This is a genomic window from Proteus sp. fly-1067, from assembly GCF_040139345.1.
GTDB lineage: Bacteria > Pseudomonadota > Gammaproteobacteria > Enterobacterales > Enterobacteriaceae > Proteus > Proteus vulgaris_B.
On sequence record NZ_JBEEUL010000001.1, the window covers coordinates 616981 to 635685 of the forward strand.

General features: G+C 37.1%; 12 protein-coding genes. 6 read left to right on the top strand and 6 right to left on the bottom strand.

The window, feature by feature from the left end:
- The first annotated feature begins 20 nt into the window (after positions 1-20).
- Positions 21-1472 (top strand): AMP nucleosidase, encoded by a 1452-nt coding sequence (locus ABN217_RS02870; protein ID WP_349459033.1) that lies wholly within the window; start codon positions 21-23, stop codon positions 1470-1472.
- A 92-nt stretch (positions 1473-1564) separates the two neighbouring features.
- Here ABN217_RS02870 and ABN217_RS02875 read toward each other — a convergent pair whose 3' ends face one another.
- Both ABN217_RS02875 and ABN217_RS02880 read right to left on the bottom strand, forming a co-directional pair.
- Positions 1565-2557: a tyrosine-type recombinase/integrase gene (locus tag ABN217_RS02875; RefSeq protein ID WP_072068151.1), complete on the bottom strand. Its 993-nt coding sequence runs from the start codon at positions 2555-2557 to the stop codon at positions 1565-1567.
- 331 nt (positions 2558-2888) lie between these two features.
- Complete coding sequence (locus tag ABN217_RS02880; protein ID WP_197269168.1) at positions 2889-3923, bottom strand: isoaspartyl peptidase/L-asparaginase family protein; 1035 nt, start codon at positions 3921-3923, stop codon at positions 2889-2891.
- An 844-nt stretch (positions 3924-4767) separates the two neighbouring features.
- On the opposite strand from ABN217_RS02880, the gene ABN217_RS02885 reads away from it, so the two are divergent.
- The 5 genes from ABN217_RS02885 to ABN217_RS02905 all read left to right on the top strand — a co-directional run bounded on the left by ABN217_RS02885 (position 4768) and on the right by ABN217_RS02905 (position 12174).
- Positions 4768-5841, top strand: a complete 1074-nt coding sequence (locus ABN217_RS02885; protein ID WP_340896575.1) for an HlyD family secretion protein — start codon at positions 4768-4770, stop codon at positions 5839-5841.
- Positions 5838-8606, top strand: coding sequence for a ribosome-associated ATPase/putative transporter RbbA (rbbA, locus tag ABN217_RS02890; RefSeq protein ID WP_349438997.1), 2769 nt, complete (start codon positions 5838-5840; stop codon positions 8604-8606). Before ABN217_RS02885 ends, rbbA begins: the two co-directional genes overlap by 4 nt.
- Positions 8607-9734, top strand: a complete 1128-nt coding sequence (locus tag ABN217_RS02895; RefSeq protein ID WP_196552983.1) for an ABC transporter permease — start codon at positions 8607-8609, stop codon at positions 9732-9734.
- Between the two features lie 818 nt (positions 9735-10552).
- Positions 10553-11857, top strand: a complete 1305-nt coding sequence (locus ABN217_RS02900; protein WP_349459034.1) for an insecticidal delta-endotoxin domain-containing protein — start codon at positions 10553-10555, stop codon at positions 11855-11857.
- 11 nt (positions 11858-11868) lie between these two features.
- Positions 11869-12174, top strand: a complete 306-nt coding sequence (locus ABN217_RS02905; protein ID WP_072068145.1) for a hypothetical protein — start codon at positions 11869-11871, stop codon at positions 12172-12174.
- 478 nt (positions 12175-12652) lie between these two features.
- Here the strand turns inward: ABN217_RS02905 and kdpE are convergent, their stop codons facing one another.
- The 4 genes from kdpE to kdpB are packed head-to-tail and all read right to left on the bottom strand — an operon-like array spanning position 12653 to position 18701.
- Positions 12653-13336: a two-component system response regulator KdpE gene (gene kdpE, locus ABN217_RS02910; RefSeq protein WP_349438995.1), complete on the bottom strand. Its 684-nt coding sequence runs from the start codon at positions 13334-13336 to the stop codon at positions 12653-12655.
- Positions 13333-16035 (bottom strand): two-component system sensor histidine kinase KdpD, encoded by a 2703-nt coding sequence (gene kdpD / locus ABN217_RS02915; protein WP_349459035.1) that lies wholly within the window; start codon positions 16033-16035, stop codon positions 13333-13335. The genes kdpE and kdpD overlap by 4 nt, the downstream gene beginning before the upstream one ends.
- Before the next feature lies 1 nt (position 16036).
- Positions 16037-16633, bottom strand: a complete 597-nt coding sequence (gene kdpC / locus ABN217_RS02920) for a potassium-transporting ATPase subunit KdpC (protein ID WP_340896570.1) — start codon at positions 16631-16633, stop codon at positions 16037-16039.
- A gap of 10 nt (positions 16634-16643) precedes the next feature.
- Positions 16644-18701: a potassium-transporting ATPase subunit KdpB gene (kdpB, locus tag ABN217_RS02925; RefSeq protein ID WP_349459036.1), complete on the bottom strand. Its 2058-nt coding sequence runs from the start codon at positions 18699-18701 to the stop codon at positions 16644-16646.
- Positions 18702-18705 lie beyond the last annotated feature (4 nt).

An 18705-nucleotide genomic window follows, 5' to 3' on the forward strand; every position in this document is an offset into this window, starting at 1 on the left:
ATAAGTAAAAGGCTCTCTTTATGTCACAACTTCATTACCTTGAAATTCAAAAAATTATTATCAAATTAAAACAACAATATCAAAACTCCGTTGACGCTTTACGTAATGCAATTGTTGATTATGCACAAAATGGAACATTACCCGATGTAAAGCAAAGAGCTGAAGGGTTATTTGCTTATCCTCAATTAACGGTATATTGGTCTGGTGAAATAAAAACAGAAGATAAAACGAGAGCTTATGGACGTTTGTCTCGTTCTGGTACTTATTCCACCACTATTACTAATCCTGCTTTATTTGAAAATTATTTGTCAGAACAACTGCAACTTATTGCTGATGCCTATCATGCAACTTTTGAAGTCAGTGCATCAAAACAAGAGATCCCTTATCCCTTTGTAATTGATGGAACAGGTATTGGTTTTGATAGAAAAATGAGTGCCTCTTTAGCAAAATACTTTCCAACAACTGATCTATCTAAAATTGGTGATGAAATTACCGATGGTTTAATTTGTGATAGGGAAATATTGCCACTTTCTCATTTTGATGCTTTACGTACTGATTTCTCACTGGCACGCTTAAAGCATTACACTGGTACATTACCTGAAGATATTCAACCCTATATTTTATATACGAATTATAATCGTTATGTTGATGAATTCGTTCGTTGGGCATGTGATCAAGTCGCGGATGAAAATAGTCCATATTGCGCACTTTCCTGTGCTGGATTTCAACGAATTACAGCAGACACTGTTGATCCTGAAAAGTTAATATCAGATTTAACTTGGAAGAAATATCAAATGCCTGCCTATCATTTAATTGCTAAAGAAGGTCCCGGAATAACATTAGTTAATATTGGTGTTGGCCCTTCAAATGCGAAAACAATTTGTGATCACTTAGCGGTTTTACGGCCTCATGTTTGGTTAATGATTGGTCATTGTGGTGGATTACGTGAAAGCCAACAACTTGGCGATTATGTTTTAGCCCATGCTTATTTGCGAGATGATCATATTTTAGATGATGTTTTACCACCTGATATCCCGATCCCAAATATTGCAGAAGTACAACGTGCACTTTATGACGCTACTAAAGCAGTCAGTGGAAAACCAGGGCATGAAATAAAACAAAGATTAAGAACAGGAACCGTTGTTACAACGGATGATCGTAATTGGGAATTACGCTTTTCGGTATCAGCCAGACGATTTAATTTAAGTCGTGCGGTTGCTGTTGATATGGAAAGTGCCACTATTGCGGCACAAGGTTATCGTTTTCGAGTGCCTTATGGCACATTATTATGTGTATCTGATAAACCATTACATGGTGAAATTAAATTACCCGGTCAGGCGAATCATTTTTATGAAGGTGCGGTATCCGAACATCTGCAAATTGGTATTCAAGCGATTGAGTTACTTAAACAAGAAGAAAGTAATTTACATTCTCGAAAATTAAGAACATTTAATGAACCACCTTTCAGATAAATTATAAGTATAAAAGCCCCAATTTATAATTAATTCAACAAATTGGGGTTTTTATTTAATATCATCAAAAATAAGTTATTCAAAAATAAAACTTAAAAACGTAAATGACGCGCTGCTTTTCTTAGTCGATCATCTCCACGTCGGTCATAACGCTGAGTTGTCATAATACTGGCATGACCCATTGCATCTTTTACAGTCACAATATCTTCGCCATTATCAAGCATTGCGGAAGCAAAAGTTCTTCGAAGATCATGGGGAGCAAATTTATCAATGCCACTTTCTTGCTGACGAGTTTCTAAAATATAGTAAATAGCTTGGTCTGTAATTCGTTCAGTTGTTACGTCGTCAAAACGACGAATTCGAGTGAAAAGGGGACCATCTTGAGTACCTCTTATTTCATCAATCCATAACTGAACACGATCCCAAGTATCATCGGGCATATAAGACATTCTTTCTTTATTACCTTTACCTCTGACAAGAAAGGCTTGATCACGAAATTGAATATGCTCGTAATTAATAGCGACTATTTCTGAACGGCGTAATCCACAACCCAATAGCACACTTAATATTGCAGCATCTCTTAAACCTTTCGATGTGTTGTCTTTTTCACAGCTTTTAAATAAAGAACGAATTTCATGACTTGTTAATGCGCGACCTTTAGGTAATCGACTTCCTCTGACAGATTTAACTTGGCGGATATGCTGATAACTTTCAGTATCCATCTGTTTCATTGCCCATGCTTCTAAAGCAACACCTTTTAATGCAGCAAGATAAGTATTGATTGTGGCAGGGGCTTTATTGGCATCAGATAACATATCAATAATAGCTTGAATATGATGACGACGAAGAGCACCCCATTGGCAATTTTTAAGAGAAGAAAAACCAATCATTTTGGCCACAATAGTTAAAAACGATCCCATCGTTTGACGACTACGTTTCGATCCTAAACTCATTAAATAAGCCATTGCGGGATTTGTGTGAGATGGAGTGGTGAATGTTGCATTCAGATCCAATAATGCTTGTTTTTCAGACAGCACTAGCGATGTTTCAGGTGTTAAATCCCGATCGTCGTGGTGAAATTCCACTGTGATTTCCTTATTAAATCAACATAACCATGGTGAATATTCTAACAGATCCAAAAAAGAAAAAAGCTACTTTTTCAAAGGATCATTTTAATAAGTAGAGTTGATCGTGTTTGTTTTTACATCACTTAGTGCGTTAATTGAACGCAATTGGTGTGAATAGTAATCAAGCTGAGTTGGCGCTAAAATTAAGAATAAATCTCTTTCAGAAAAAATGTAGGAAATAAGACGAGTAATAGGAGATTGGCTAAGATTTCGTACCCAAGATCTTCATTTTTTCGGTTTAAAAATAAGAGGGAAATTGGGTACGAAATAGAAAAATGACTATTTAAATTTACTCTTTATAAATAGCAACAACAGGTTTTCCATCATTACCGATAGTGCCACGGTACATACCTTCAGAATTAAAACTCATCGTATAGTTGCCAGATTTATCTAATACGATAACACCACCACTTCCATTAATAGCTTTAACTTCATCAAGTGCATTTTGTGCCGCTTTCTCTAAAGGTAGATTTTGATATTTAACTTGGGCTGCAATATTAAAGGCGGTTAATGTACGGATAAACATTTCACCAGAACCTGTTGCGGATACAGCAACTGTTTCATTATCGGCATAGTTTCCTGCACCAATAATAGGGGAGTCGCCAACTCGGCCATAGCGTTTATTAGTCATTCCCCCAGTTGAAGTTCCCGCTGCTAAATTACCATGTTGATCCAGTGCAACAGCACCTACTGTGCCATATTTATAATCGTACATCATCGGATCAATAAAAAGTGCAGCTGTTTTTCCATCATGATCTAAAACGACTTGTTCTTTTTCTATCGCTTTTTGAAGTTGTTGCCAGCGATGTTCGGTACGGAAATAAGAAGGGTCTACAATGGTCAGCCCTTGTTCTTTAGCAAAAAGATCTGCACCATTTGACACCATTAAAACATGAGGGCTTTTTTCCATTACCGCAATAGCAGCATTTATAGGATTTTTAACTGTAGTGACACCAGCAACAGCACCGGCATTGCGTGTTTTCCCATCCATAATAGAAGCATCTAGTTCATTGCGTCCGTCATGGGTAAAAACGGCGCCTTTTCCTGCATTAAAGAGAGGAGAATCTTCCATTACGTTAATCGATTTTTGAACTGCTTCTATACTAGTGCCTCCGCTATTCAAAACAGCATATCCCGCATTTAATGCTTCAGTCAGTTTTTCTTTATATTCTTTTTCTTGTTCAGGGGTGATCGTGTCTTTAGTAATTGTGCCTGCACCACCATGAATAACAAGGCGAATTGGGGATTGAGTATTAGCAAAAACAGAGGTAGCAAATAGAGTGCAAAGTGTCATTGTGGTGAGTTTATACTTAATATTATTCATATAACCCTTCTTATTTTAGATTAAAATTAATTTGATATTTTCATATGTTTTCTTATCGATTTGTTTCTAAATTTTAATTAATTACGAAATTTGGCTGTAATAACTAACTGCAATAATCACTATATAAAAAGTTTAGGACATGAGTGGTCTGAACACTTGAATTTATTGTTGATTTATCGATCTCTGTCATAGAGTGATTTTACCTTGTGATTTATTTCATAAGTTATTCAATGGGTTATGCTTTTAAAGCTTATTTTTATATCAAAAGAAATATATTAAGTAAGTGATAATAAATTACATTTAAAATTAACAATGATATTTTCAATAGATTACTTCTAGGTATCTAAAAATAGGCCTCAATTAATTTTATATAATAAATTCAACCTGTTGTCATATGGGATCACATTGTAGTTAACTAATAATTAGTTATTTTATAAAAGAAAATAAAAATACAAATGTCATTTTAATATTGATAGGTGGTTGATAACTAATTGTTATTATTTCGTTTGTATTTTAATGCAATAAAAGGGTGTTTTTATATACAATTTGTGTGCTTCTTCGAATAATCAAAAAGGGATAATGGATTCTGTGATAAATGCACTACATTAATTTGAGTTAAGGCTCTATTATTAATGACATAATATTTATAATTCATAAGGTTAGCTTTTAATATTTTATTTTTTTATTAGGCATAAGTTAGCTTTATTAATACAAATGAACTATTTTTAAATATAGATAAAATAAAAAATTAATCAGTTTTAACTATTTAACTATTTTCTGACATACAGCAGATAAACACATTTTGGGTATTATTTTATGGCTAAAGGAAGGTTAAATAATTTATATGAAAAATCAAAAAAATAGTCGTTTTTTTGTTTATGGTATTATTCTTGTCGCGATAATTGTTGCTGGTGTTTTTTGGTGGAAATCTCAAGCACCGGCACTTCCTTCTGGATTTGCTCAAAGTAATGGGAGAATAGAAGCAACCGAAATTGATATATCAACAAAAAGTCCAGGAAGAATAGACTCTATTTTAGTTCAAGAAGGTGATTTTGTTAAAGCGGGTGAAGTTTTAGCCAAGATGGATACTCGTACACTTAAAGAACAACTGCATGAAGTTCAAGCACAATTAAATCAAGCAAAAAGTAGTGTTGTTACTGCTCAATCTGCATTATCACAACGTAATAGTGAACAACTTGCTGCCCAAGCAGTGGTTCGTCAACGTATTGCCGAACTGGATGCAGCACAAAAAAGACTCAATCGTTCTCGTGCACTAGTAAAAACTAATGCTATTTCTATTCAACAATTAGATGATGATATCGCCAGAACTGAAGGAGCAAGAGCGGCCGTTGAAGCTGCCAAAGCGCAAGAAACGGCAACCATAGCTGCTATTGAATCTGCAAAAGCGGGTATTATTCAAGCAAATACAAAAGTAGATGCCGCAACAGCAACAGAAAGACGCATCATGGCTGAATTAGATGACAGTATTTTAAAAGCCCCTCGTAATGGTCGTGTTCAATATCGAGTTGCTGAGCCAGGCGAAGTTTTAGGCGCTGGTGGTCGTGTGTTAAATATGGTTGATCTAAGTGATGTTTATATGACCTTCTTTTTACCAACTGAAGCGGCAGGTCAAGCTGCTTTAGGCAGTGACGTTCATATTATTTTAGATGCAGCCCCTCATATTGTTATTCCTGCAAAAACGACTTATGTCGCTAGTGTTGCCCAATTTACGCCTAAAACGGTTGAAACAGATAATGAAAGGCTGAAATTGATGTTTCGTGTAAGAGCAAGAATTTCACCTGAGTTACTCGAAAAACATCTTGAATATGTAAAAACTGGATTGCCTGGTCGTGCTTATATTCGATTAGATAACAATCAATCTTGGCCAACTGATTTAGAGGTGAAATTACCACAATGAGTCAAACAATGAGAACGCAAAGTCATTCTCATATCATTGAATTGACTCATGTATCCCAACATTATGGTGATACCAAAGCACTTGATGATGTGACATTGACTATTCCAGCAGGAAAAATGGTCGGCCTAATAGGCCCTGACGGTGTAGGTAAATCGAGTTTAATTTCTCTTATTTCAGGAGCAAGAGAAATTCAAACAGGGCAAGTGATTGTTTTAAATGGTGATATGACCGATGTTGAACATCGAAGGGCTGTTTGTCCTCGTATTGCTTATATGCCACAAGGATTAGGTAAAAATCTTTATCACACACTTTCTGTTTTTGAAAACGTTGATTTTTTTGGCCGTCTGTTTGGTCAATCAAAACAAGAACGAGCAGAACGTATAAACGACTTACTTGAAAGCACCGGGTTAGCGCCGTTTCGTGACAGACCTGCAGGCAAACTTTCTGGTGGGATGAAACAGAAATTGGGTTTATGTTGTGCATTAATTCATGATCCTGAATTACTTATTCTAGATGAACCGACAACAGGGGTTGACCCTTTATCACGTGCTCAATTTTGGGATTTAATTAATCGTATTCGTAAACGTCAAACAAACATGAGCGTGTTAGTTGCGACTGCTTACATGGAAGAAGCCGAGCGTTTTGATTGGCTGGTTGCTATGGATGCCGGTAAAGTTTTAGCAACGGGTCATGCCAATGAGTTAAAAGTACAAACTCAGACGAATGAATTAGAAGCCGCTTTTATCGAGTTGTTACCTGAAGAAAAGAAAAAGAATCATCAAAAAGTTATTATTCCTCCTAGAGATAAAAGTGACGATGACGTGATTGCCATTGAAGCTAAAGATCTAACCATGCGTTTTGGTCAATTTGTTGCGGTTGATCATGTGAGCTTTCGCATTCCTAAAGGTGAAATTTTTGGTTTCTTGGGATCAAATGGCTGTGGTAAATCAACCACAATGAAAATGCTGACGGGATTATTAGAAGCCAGTGAAGGGCGAGCTTGGTTATTTGGTCAAGAAGTTGATCCTAAAGATATCGAAACTCGTCGTCGGGTGGGATATATGTCGCAAGCTTTTTCACTTTATAGTGAATTAACAGTACGACAAAATCTAGAATTACATGCCAAACTTTTCCATATTCCTGAAGAAGAAATTCCTCAGCGAGTCAAGGCGATGAGTGAACGTTTTAATTTAACCGATGTTGAAGATGTCCTTCCTGATGGTTTGCCATTAGGTATTCGCCAACGTTTATCCCTTGCAGTTGCAGTTATTCATAAACCCGAAATGCTGATACTGGATGAACCAACTTCAGGTGTTGACCCAATTGCACGAGATATGTTCTGGAACTTGATGGTTGACTTATCAAGACGTGACGGTGTCACTATTTTTATTTCAACCCATTTTATGAATGAAGCCGCACGCTGTGATCGAATGTCACTTATGCATGCGGGTAAAGTTTTAGTCACTGATACCCCAAGTAATTTAGTCAAAAATAGTCAATTTGATACCCTTGAAGAAGTCTTTATTGATTATCTTAAGAAGGCATCAGGTGAACAAGAAAACTCTGAACTTAATGAAAAAACACTACAACTTCCCGCATCTAGCGATGAAAGTGCAGAAAAAGCCTTAAAGCAAAGATTTAGTCTGCGACGTTTATTTAGCTATAGTATTCGTGAAGGCATGGAGTTGCGCCGTGATCCTGTGCGTCTAACATTGGCGTTATTAGGAACTGTTATTCTCATGTTTATTATGGGATATGGAATTAGCATGGACGTTGAAAACTTACGCTTTGGTATTATGGATAGAGACCAAACGGGTTTAAGTCAAGCATATAGCCAAAATCTATCAGGCTCTCGTTATTTTATTGAAAAAGCACCAATCACTGATTATGACCAACTTGAACGTCGGCTACGTAGTGGAGATATCACAGTTGCAATTGAAATTCCGCCTAACTTTGCCCGTGATGTTGCTAAGGGAAATACTGTAAAAATAGGAGTTTGGATAGATGGAGCTATGCCAAATCGAGCTGAAACAGTACGTGGTTATATTCAGGCGATGCACTTAACATGGATGCTTGATATGGCAATGCGTCAACCAACAAATGTAGTTGATAAATTATCACCGATTAATATCGAAACACGTTATCGTTATAATCCTGATGTAAAAAGTTTACCTGCTATTGTGCCTGCTGTTATCCCACTTTTATTAATGATGATCCCTGCGATGTTAAGTGCATTGAGTGTGGTACGTGAAAAGGAGCTGGGTTCTATTATTAACCTTTATGTTACACCTGTTACCAAGGCTGAATTTTTATTAGGTAAACAATTTCCTTATATTTTATTGGGAATGTTTAACTTTTTTATGCTCTGTGCGCTTTCGGTCTTTGTATTTGGTGTCAGTTTTAAAGGCAGTATGCTTACGCTCTCTTTAGGGGCATTGCTCTATATTACGATCGCAACAGGAATGGGGTTATTAATTTCTTGCTTTATGAAAAGTCAGATTGCCGCTATTTTTGGTACTTCAATTATTACCTTAATCCCAGCAACACAATTTTCAGGAATGATTGACCCTGTTTCATCACTAGAGGGCATTGGTAAATGGATAGGGCATATTTATCCTACTTCTCATTTCTTAACTATTGCAAGAGGGACTTTTTCAAAAGGATTAAATCTTTTTGATTTACCTTGGTCTTTTATTCCTTTGCTTATTACCATCCCTATTGTAATTGGGCTAAGTGTCTTTTTCTTGAAAAAGCAGGAGGCTTAAATGTGGCACACAATGCAAAATGTATTTAACTTAGGTATAAAAGAGCTACGAAGCCTCTCACGAGATAAGGCAATGCTGGCATTAATTGTGTTTGCTTTTACCGTATCGATTTACTCATCAGCAACGGTAACTCCGGGTTCATTGCACCATGCACCGATTGCGGTTGCTGATCAGGATAAATCACAATTATCTGCACGTATTGTAAATAGTTTTTATATGCCTTATTTTTTGCCACCTGCAGATATCACTCCTGAGCAAATAGATGGTTTGTTAGATAGAGGCGCTTATACGTTTGCATTAGATATCCCACCTAATTTTCAGCGTGATCTTTTAGCGGGTCGTAAACCGGAAATACAAGTTAATATCGATGCAACACGAATGAGCCAAGCTTTTTTAGGTAATAGTTATATACAAAACATTGTAATGGGAGAGGCGAAAACCTTTTTAGCCAAAAACAGAACCAACGACCCATTACCTGTTGATTTAGAAGTAAGAATGAGCTTTAACCCTAACTTAACACAATCTTGGTTTGGTTCCGTGATGGCAATTATCAACAATATCACTATGTTATCGATAGTATTAACAGGAGCCGCATTAATAAGAGAGCGAGAGCACGGAACCATTGAACATTTACTGGTTATGCCTGTAACTCCCTTTGAAATCATGCTTTCTAAGATATGGTCAATGGGGTTGGTTGTACTATTGGCATCGGTAATGTCATTAGTTTTAGTGGTAAAAACCTTGCTTAATGTACCTATTGAAGGCTCGGTTTTACTGTTTATGTGTGGTGTTGCTTTAAGCTTATTTGCGACAACTTCTATTGGTATTTTCTTAGGTACAATGGCGCGTTCAATGCCACAATTTGGTTTATTGATGATTATGGTTTTACTACCATTAAATATGCTATCTGGCGGTATGACGTCACGAGAAAGTATGCCTCAGTTTGTACAAGATGTAATGCAAACAATGCCAACGACACACTTCGTGAGTTTAGCTCAGGCCATTTTATATCGTGGTGCTGATTTCTCTATTGTATGGCCTCAATTTATTGTCTTAATTATTATTGGTTCTGTATTTTTCTCATTAGCCTTATTACGTTTTAGAAAAACAATTTCAGCTATGGCCTAATAAATTTTAAATATTAATCGATAAATTAACCTATTCTCTTCTATTATTAAATATAGAAGGAATAGGTTTTTTATTGATTCAATATATCTAATGTTGGTGTTTTTAATTAATGATAAGGTTTCAATAAATAATATTCACGAAGGTAAATAATCTATTTAAGGTAAGGCGTTAAATAAAATTCATTAATGAAGGGTTTTATTCATCACTTGAATAACATAGTTTATATATTTTTATTGATTGAGCTAAATTTATTTTTAATAAGGCTAATTTTATGAGAGTAATGAAGATATTAAAAAAAGTAACAATAGAAAGGAAAATTAATAAAGAATAAAAAATTGGCATGGATATAATGGATATTAAACCAATTAGAGATAAATTATAATTTGTTATTTTGGCATCAACATTCTTTAGATAATAATATTGGTTTAACAATAGATAGAGGTAAACAGCATTTTGTTTTTAATCCTGATGGTGTTTTACCAAATAATAGACATACAGTCGGATATACATGCTTAGAATCATAACTTAATGGTGATGACACCTTAATGCTAAGAGACTGTCTGAACAAAGCATAGACTATTTTTAGGAAAAGTCACTGAAACATAAGAAGATAATAGAAATAACTTGCGAAACCTTGCCTTGCGTTAGATTTATTACATTTCCCTTTGAAAAGTTATATACATCTGTACTATAAAATATAAGATTTTCTTATTGGTTTTTAATTTATTAGTTTCTGGCAAGGGCGGAAACTAATCGAGAGAAACACATTAAGTCACTCATTCTGTTTTTTATCATTGCTATAATTTAAGAGGCTAAATATGTCATCTACACTTAAGCTTAATGATGGTTTATCTGATATCGGAGCGATAATACATTATGGTATCAGTCAGATCCCAGTGGTCGGAGGTGTACTAAGCACCATTTTTGGCCTTTTATGGCCAACAGATAAGGAAGATATATGGAGCACGATTAAACAGGAAGTGCAAAGCCTTATTAATGAAGATATTCAAGAGGACGACTGGGATCGCCTTGTGGCCGCAGTAAGCGAGCTTCAGGATAAAGTATCATTTATCAATGACCAGTTAATTAATGCCCAGTATGATACCGCTGGCCCTGAACTGATGACAGTGGTTGTAGATCTCGTTGGAATTGAAGAAAACTTCAAAATAGAAGGGACTAATTTCAAATACGCATTTGCTCCACTTTTTGTCGCCGCTGTAAATTTAAAAATTGCCTTATATCTTGAAGGGATTAAATACTCTAATGAATTAGGATTAAGTCAGGATCAAGTTAATCAATTAAAGTCATTGCTTCAATCTGATATTCAGAACTCCAAGAGTTATTTATCTCCAATAAATTCGGCAATAGGCAGTACTTATCTTAACAACATACAGACCTACTTTAGTGTGAAGTTATATTATGGAACAAGTGTGTCTTTATTTAATGAACTATGGTCAGGGGATTATGAAGACTATAATGCTCCTGCACCGCTGGAAAATTACTACGTTCCAGTCATGGCTGCGGGATCTTTCTTTAAGCTTATAAGCCTAGATGGGCAAAATTACTCAGTGCCTATGGCATTTGCTGAAGTCGCTGAAAACTCAATGATGCCTTCTACAAACATCCTAGGATCTTTATATCAAGAGCCAACATCTTATCCAGATGGCTATATTAATTTTATCGATGTTTATACAGACCTGTCAGTGTCACATCGAACTACTGGGTTAATGTTTACCTGTAGTGGGTCTGATGAACAATATGAAATGGGTATGACGCCAAATAACAATTACTCATTCAATGTTGGACAAAACACCATGAGTATTAATGTTGATGGTGGTGAGTTCATTAATCAGGTGTCCGTGAGAGCAGAATCTTTTGTTTCACAAATTGAGTTCACTACTAATCTTAATAATACAATGGTAGCAGGTCAGCATCCTGATGATGACCCTGTGCAAGAAGTCACTTTAGTCAGCCCATTTTCAATTAACTCCATGTATGTGGTCTCTGATGTTGCAGGATATATACAATCATCTGGCCATCAAATGTGTGGGATAGCGATTTCAGCAATATATAATAATGAACTTGCGATGCAATATGTCAGCAGTCTATATAAAAACAGTTAAGGAGGTGTGTTATGTCGACTACTAATTATGTTATTCAACCCTTGGAAACTGTTACAGTATGGGACGATGCTGAGCCTATCATTCCAACAGTTACTAAAAGTGTAATTGTTACTAATAATGGTGAAACGAAATTAGAAGTTGTGAATTACTGGGCACCGCCATCACATGTTTTTTATCCCGATACCACATATTGGGTTGAACCCTATGACACGATTATCGTTCAAGCCCCCCAACGATCATTTTACTACTACAGAGTTAATGTAACTAACTCGGATGATACCAAGGTGGGTGCGGCTATCGTTGAAATTTTAGATTAACATTTACTTGATGGTCAGGAGATTCAATTACCTTTTTTGAATCTCCTGCCATAAGTAGTGGCGAGAGCTGATCCGGCGGCGACAATTCTTTAATGGCTACAATATCGACTATTGCAAAAAACATCACATTTCCGTCAAAATGTTTGTATCCGTTCGATGAATCCCACCTAGCTTTTAAAATCCCAAGGGAGTAAACGGTCGATGTTGGGTGTGGGGTGACATAATTCATTCAAGCTTTCGAAGCCTTAATAGCTCAGATCTCTCATCAGAATTAAAACTACTACCTGATTGCTCAGAGTCGAACAGTTATAAAGTAATTTATCGGTGGTCCCCAGCAGTCAGAAAAGAAAGCGATAATGGTATGTTTTATGGTTTTTGGCCAGGTGAGATCTTACGAGGATTAGGTATGTATATTTTATATAAACAAGAAAACTGATTAATTAATAGATTAACTTTGCCTATCCTCAAATAGCCACAGTTAAGGCATAAATCGATAACCGATCCCGGTTTCTGTTATTAAGTGTACAGGACATGTGGGATCGACTTCTAATTTTTGGCGCAGATGCCCCATATAAATACGTAAATAATGGCTATGTTCGACAAAATTAGGCCCCCAAACATGTTGCATTAAATGCCGTTGAGTAAGCACTTTACCACTGTTATTAACCAATTCACTTAGTAAGCGAAATTCTGTTGGTGTTAAATGAACCTGTTCATTTTGGCGAGTGACAATGCGATTAACCCAATCAATAGTAATATCACCAAAGGTAAATTGTGTGTTTTCAGTTTCTTGCTTTACAAAACGACGTAGTGAAGCCCTTACTCTGGCAAGTAGTTCACTAATACCAAAAGGTTTCGTTAGATAATCATCAGCTCCCGCATCAAGTGCGTTTACTTTATCTTGTTCACCATCTCTTGCAGAAAGGACGATTACAGGAGTACTACTCCATTGGCGATAATCTTGAATAAAACAGAGTCCATCTTTATCAGGTAAGCCGAGATCAAGAATAACCAAATCGGGTTTTCTTGATGCGGCTTCAATTAACCCTCGTTGACATTCAGAGGCCTCATAAACACGAAAACCTTCGTTCTCTAATGCTAGCCGAACAAATCGTAAGATCTCTTTTTCATCTTCAATAATTAAAATGTTATATGGAGTCACTGTTTTATTTCAATCTCATCAATATCAGGGAGTGATTTTAAAGGTAAAACAAAGTGGAAACTTGCTCCACCTTTTTTATTGTTTTCAGCCCAAATTTCACCTTCATGCAAGCGAATAATCGCATTGCAAATCGCTAAACCTAATCCTACACCAGGAATAGCCGACTCTTTTACTGCGCGTGAAAATTTATTGAAAATATGCTGTAGCTGATCACAAGGGATACCATGACCTTCATCCCAAATTTCAACATGAATTTTTGTTTCTTCTGTGTAGGCTTTTATGCCTAACTTGGTGTTTGATGCCGTGTACTTAACCGCATTTTCAAGTAGGTTCGTGATAACCCGTTCAATTAAATTACCATCACAATAAAGCAGTAAATCAGCCGGAATATCAATTTGTAATGGATGTTTATCAAGTAAATAAGAGAGTGACCGAATAGCACTTCCTGTAATTTCTTGCAACGAATTCCATTGTAAATTCACTTGAATACCACCTGATTGTATCCGTGCCATATCCAGTAAGTTATTGACTAAACGTGAAGTTGTGAGAATTTGTTGTCGAATTTGGTTCACTTGCTCAGTATGTGAAGAACCTTCGGCACTTAAATTCAGAAGTAATATCTCAGATTGACCAAAAAGCACAGTAAGAGGGGTTTTTAAATCATGAGAAAGAGCCGCTAAGAGTGCATTGCGTAATTGTTCTCGTTCTATATTAATTCGTGATTGTTCGGCCATTTCTGCCTGTTGTAATCGCTCAAGCGCATTGGCAATCAGACCATTAAACGTTTGTAATAATTGTTGTTGTTCAGGAATAAGTAATTGGCGAAGATTATTGGGTTCAATGGCTAAAATAGCCAAAACTTGTTGAGATGCACTAATAGGGTGTAATTGATAAGGCACACTTGGAAGCGTATCAGTGCCCGCGCCTGCAATTTGGTCTTTGTCATAACACCAACGTGCAATTGCATTATCAAGAGGTAAATGTCCCATTCCTTGAGCATGAAAAGGAGTTAACTTCTCTTGTTTATTGGGGATAAGCAAACAAACTTTGGCATCAAATGCACTTGATAGAAAATGATAACTTGTTTGAGCAATCTCTTGTAAATTTACCGCTCGACTAAGTTCTCGGGTCATCTCAAATAAATGGCGAGTACGTTGCTCTCGATAACGTGCAACCCGTGTTTGATAACGCATGCCTGCGGTTAAATTCCCTACTACTAGCCCAACAATAAGCATTACAGTAAATGTAATTAAATACTGCATATCTAAGACAGCGAGAGAAAAGTGAGGCTGTACAAAAAATAGATCAAAGCTAATAACATTAATTAATGCGGCAAAAATGGAAGGGCGACGGCCAAAAAAGAGAGCGATTAATACAACCCCCAATAAATAGAGTGTGACTAAATTGGCCTTATCAAGTGCTAATAGGAATGTACGAGAAAATAAGGTTATTGCTAAACATAATCCAATGGCTGTGAGATAACCTTTTATATTTTGTCGCCATTTATCATTTTGCAGTTGCGGTACTTTGGTTTTATAACGAAACTCCTCATCATTCAGAGCAACACTGATAACATGGAGATCAGGTGCATATCGCGCTAGTTTTTCAGCAAAACGCATACGTATCCAACGTTTTAGCCACTGCCACTTTTGATAAGTGCGCTGTCCAATAATCACTTTTCCTAAATTATGCTCTCTGGCATAACGGATCACTGCTTTTTCTGCATAATTGTCGGAGAGGATCGCAGTTCTAGCACCAAGATGTTTCGCCAGCTTTAATGAATGTAAAATTGCTCGGCGTTTATGTTCTCCAATTTGGTGAAGTTTAGGTGTTTCAACATAAATAGCATGCCATTGGCAACCAAAAGCAGCAGCATAACGCGCTGCTGTACGAACTAATTTATCGTTGCCACCATGAGCACCAAGGCAAACCATCAAGCTATCTGTTGTGTGCCAAACTGGGGCTGTTCCTTGACTATCGCGGAACTCTTTAACTTGTGTATCAACACGATCGGCCATACGACGTAAAGCTAATTCACGCAAGGCAATTAAATTACCTTTACGAAAAAAGTGTTCTATTGCACGCTCGGCTTGTCCTGCAATATACACTTTGCCTTCGTGTAATCGCTGTTGTAAATCGTCAGGTGGCAAATCCACCATAACTACTTCATCAGCACTATCAAAAATATAATCTGGAATTGTTTCTTGAACTCGAACACCTGTAATACTACCGACAATATCATTAAGACTTTCAATATGTTGTACATTTATCGTGGCAAGAACATCAATACCCGCATCCAATAGCTCTTCAATATCTTGCCAGCGTTTAGGATGTCGGCATTTATGGGGATTACTAAATGCCAATTCATCCATTAAGATCACCGCAGGGTGCCTTGCTAAAGCAGCATCTAAATCAAATGCTGTTAATTTTCTACCGTGATAATGAATACGTTGTGGTGGCAATACTGGCAATCCACTTAATAATGCCGCCGTTTCTTGGCGTTGATGTGTTTCAACCACGCCCACAAGAATGTCGATACCTTGCTGGTGGAGACGTTGAGCTTCTTGCAACATGGCGTAGGTTTTCCCTACGCCAGCACAAGCACCAAAAAATATTTTTAAACGCCCTCGAGTTGTTATTCGCGTTGAAGCGAGTAAATCATCAGGAGAAGGGCGTTGCCATTGTTGATCATGTTCCATTCTATTGAATACTCGCTTTCTGTTGTATTTCAGCACTTAATTTATCAAGTGCTTGATTCAGCATAAATACATTCACCACAGGCTCTCCCATAAATGACATTAATGGAGATATCGTGTTATTTTTTATTAATTGTTCTATTTCATTTTTTGGAAGCTGGCGTAACTGTGCAATATTTTCAACTTGGTAATAGGCTGCTTGTAATGAAATATGAGGATCAAGCCCACTTCCTGATGCAGTGACCAAATCCACAGGTACTATATGATGATTACCAACATTTTTTTGCCATGTTTGAACTCGTTTTACAACTTCATTTAGTAACAATGGATTAGAAGTCGCCAATTGGCTAGCACCTGAAGCCATACTGTTATAAGGCATTTCTGTCGTCATCGAAGGCCGACTTTTAAAATAATCGGCTCGATTAAATTGTTGGCCAATTAATTCAGAACCAATGAGCGTGTTATCTTGATAAATAAGAGAACCTTTCGCTTGCCATGGGAATATTAAGTTAGCTAATCCTGTTACTAAAAGAGGATAGGCTAGCCCAGTTATTAGTGTAAGTAATAATAACATTACTAATGATGAACGAAATAGAGGCATATATAACTCCTTAAAACCCAATAAGCGCTAAAATCATATCGATAACTTTAATGCCAATAAATGGTATTAATAGCCCGCTGATCCCATATAACGAAAGATTACGACGAAGTAATACATGTGCTGATACAGGGCGATAATTTACACCTTTAAGTGCAAGTGGGATCAAGAAAACAATAATTAAGGCATTAAAAATAACTGCAGATAGCATGGCCGATGCTGGTGAATGTAAGTCCATTACATTAAGCATATTGAGTTGAGGATAAGTGACGGCAAAGGCGGCTGGAATAATGGCAAAATATTTAGCAATATCATTGGAAATACTAAAAGTAGTTAACGCACCACGTGTCATTAGCATTTGTTTACCGATGTGTACAACTTCGATTAACTTTGTTGGATTAGAGTCTAAATCAACCATATTACCGGCTTCTTTGGCAGCTTGAGTACCTGAATTCATCGCAACAGCAACATCGGCTTGTGCTAATGCAGGAGCATCATTAGTGCCATCACCCGTCATTGCGACTAATCGACCTTCTGATTGATATTGACGAATTAATGCTAATTTTGCCTCAGGTGTTGCTTCTGCAAGGAAGTCATCAACACCAGACTCTGCTGCGATAGCTGCCGCCGTAAGATGATTATCACCGGTGATCATGACGGTTTTTATCCCCATTTGGCGAAGTTGAGCAAAACGTTCTTTAATACCTCCTTTCACAATATCTTTAAGTTCAACAACCCCTAAAATTTTCTGATTTTCAACGACCACCAGCGGTGTTCCACCTGCTCTTGCTACTTGCTCAACTATAGCGGTGACTTCATCAGGAAAATGACCGTGACTGACTTCAATATGACGACGAATAGCATCAACAGAACCTTTGCGGATCAATCGCTCTCCAATATTGACCCCACTCATTCGAGTCATTGCAGAAAAAGGAATAAAAGAAGCCCCCATTGATGCTAAATCACGCTCACGCAAATTAAAGCGTTGTTTAGCAAGGATCACAATGCTTCTGCCTTCGGGTGTTTCATCTGCAAGAGAACTTAACTGTGCGGCATCAGCAAGTTGTTTTTCGCTGATCCCTGAAAGGGGTATAAAACGTGATGCTTGGCGATTGCCTAATGTAATGGTACCTGTTTTATCAAGCAGTAAAACATCAACATCACCAGCGGCTTCAACTGCACGACCACTAGTTGCGATAACATTCGCATCTAACATTCGGCTCATACCTGCAACACCAATCGATGAAAGCAACCCACCGATTGTGGTAGGGATCAGACATACTAACAAAGCAATTAAGGTTACGACTGAAATAACGTCGCCATAGCCTTGAAACTCGACAGCAAAAACACTGAACGGGTAAAGGGTGATGCAGGCTAATAAGAAAATAAGTGTGAGCGCTGTTAATAAGATAGTTAATGCCACTTCATTTGGTGTTTTTCTGCGTTTAGCTCCTTCCACCATTCCAATCATACGATCGAGAAATGAATTACCCGCTTCAGCAGTACAACGAATAATCAACCAATCAGATAACACACGAGTACCACCAGTGACAGAAGAAAAATCACCACCTGATTCACGGATCACGGGTGCGGATTCACCCGTAATAGCACTTTCATCAACTGAAGCACCACCTTCAATAACTTCACCATCACAAGGAATAACTTCACCCGCGTTGACTAAAACGATATCACCTTTATGTAATGAGAAAGAGTCAACGGTTTCTTTTGGTGCATTGATGTCAGCGTGATGTAAACGTACTGCTTTGGATTGTTGTTTAGCACCACGTAAACTAGCTGCTTGTGCTTTGCTTCGGCTTTCTGCTAATGACTCAGCAAAATTGGCAAATAACAATGTCACCCATAACCAAAACATCACTTGTGAAGTAAAGTGATTATCATTAGGGAGATACCCTAATAGCGAAGCAATCCAAATACCGGTAGTTAAAAGCGCACCAACATAAACAATAAACATAACGGGGTTACGCCATTGTGCCTGAGGTGTACATTTTCTTATCGCATCAAAGAAAGCCGACATTATTGTTTTGCTGTCAAAAAGTTGGGTTGTTTTCATGATA

Coding starts and splice junctions, on each gene's coding strand:
- ABN217_RS02870 (WP_349459033.1), top strand. CDS start 21: ATGTCACAACTTCATTACCTTGAAATTCAAAAAATTATTATCAAATTA.
- ABN217_RS02880 (WP_197269168.1), bottom strand. CDS start 3,923: ATGAATAATATTAAGTATAAACTCACCACAATGACACTTTGCACTCTA.
- ABN217_RS02885 (WP_340896575.1), top strand. CDS start 4,768: ATGAAAAATCAAAAAAATAGTCGTTTTTTTGTTTATGGTATTATTCTT.
- rbbA (WP_349438997.1), top strand. CDS start 5,838: ATGAGTCAAACAATGAGAACGCAAAGTCATTCTCATATCATTGAATTG.
- ABN217_RS02895 (WP_196552983.1), top strand. CDS start 8,607: ATGTGGCACACAATGCAAAATGTATTTAACTTAGGTATAAAAGAGCTA.
- ABN217_RS02900 (WP_349459034.1), top strand. CDS start 10,553: ATGTCATCTACACTTAAGCTTAATGATGGTTTATCTGATATCGGAGCG.
- ABN217_RS02905 (WP_072068145.1), top strand. CDS start 11,869: ATGTCGACTACTAATTATGTTATTCAACCCTTGGAAACTGTTACAGTA.
- kdpD (WP_349459035.1), bottom strand. CDS start 16,035: ATGGAACATGATCAACAATGGCAACGCCCTTCTCCTGATGATTTACTC.
- kdpC (WP_340896570.1), bottom strand. CDS start 16,633: ATGCCTCTATTTCGTTCATCATTAGTAATGTTATTATTACTTACACTA.
- kdpB (WP_349459036.1), bottom strand. CDS start 18,701: ATGAAAACAACCCAACTTTTTGACAGCAAAACAATAATGTCGGCTTTC.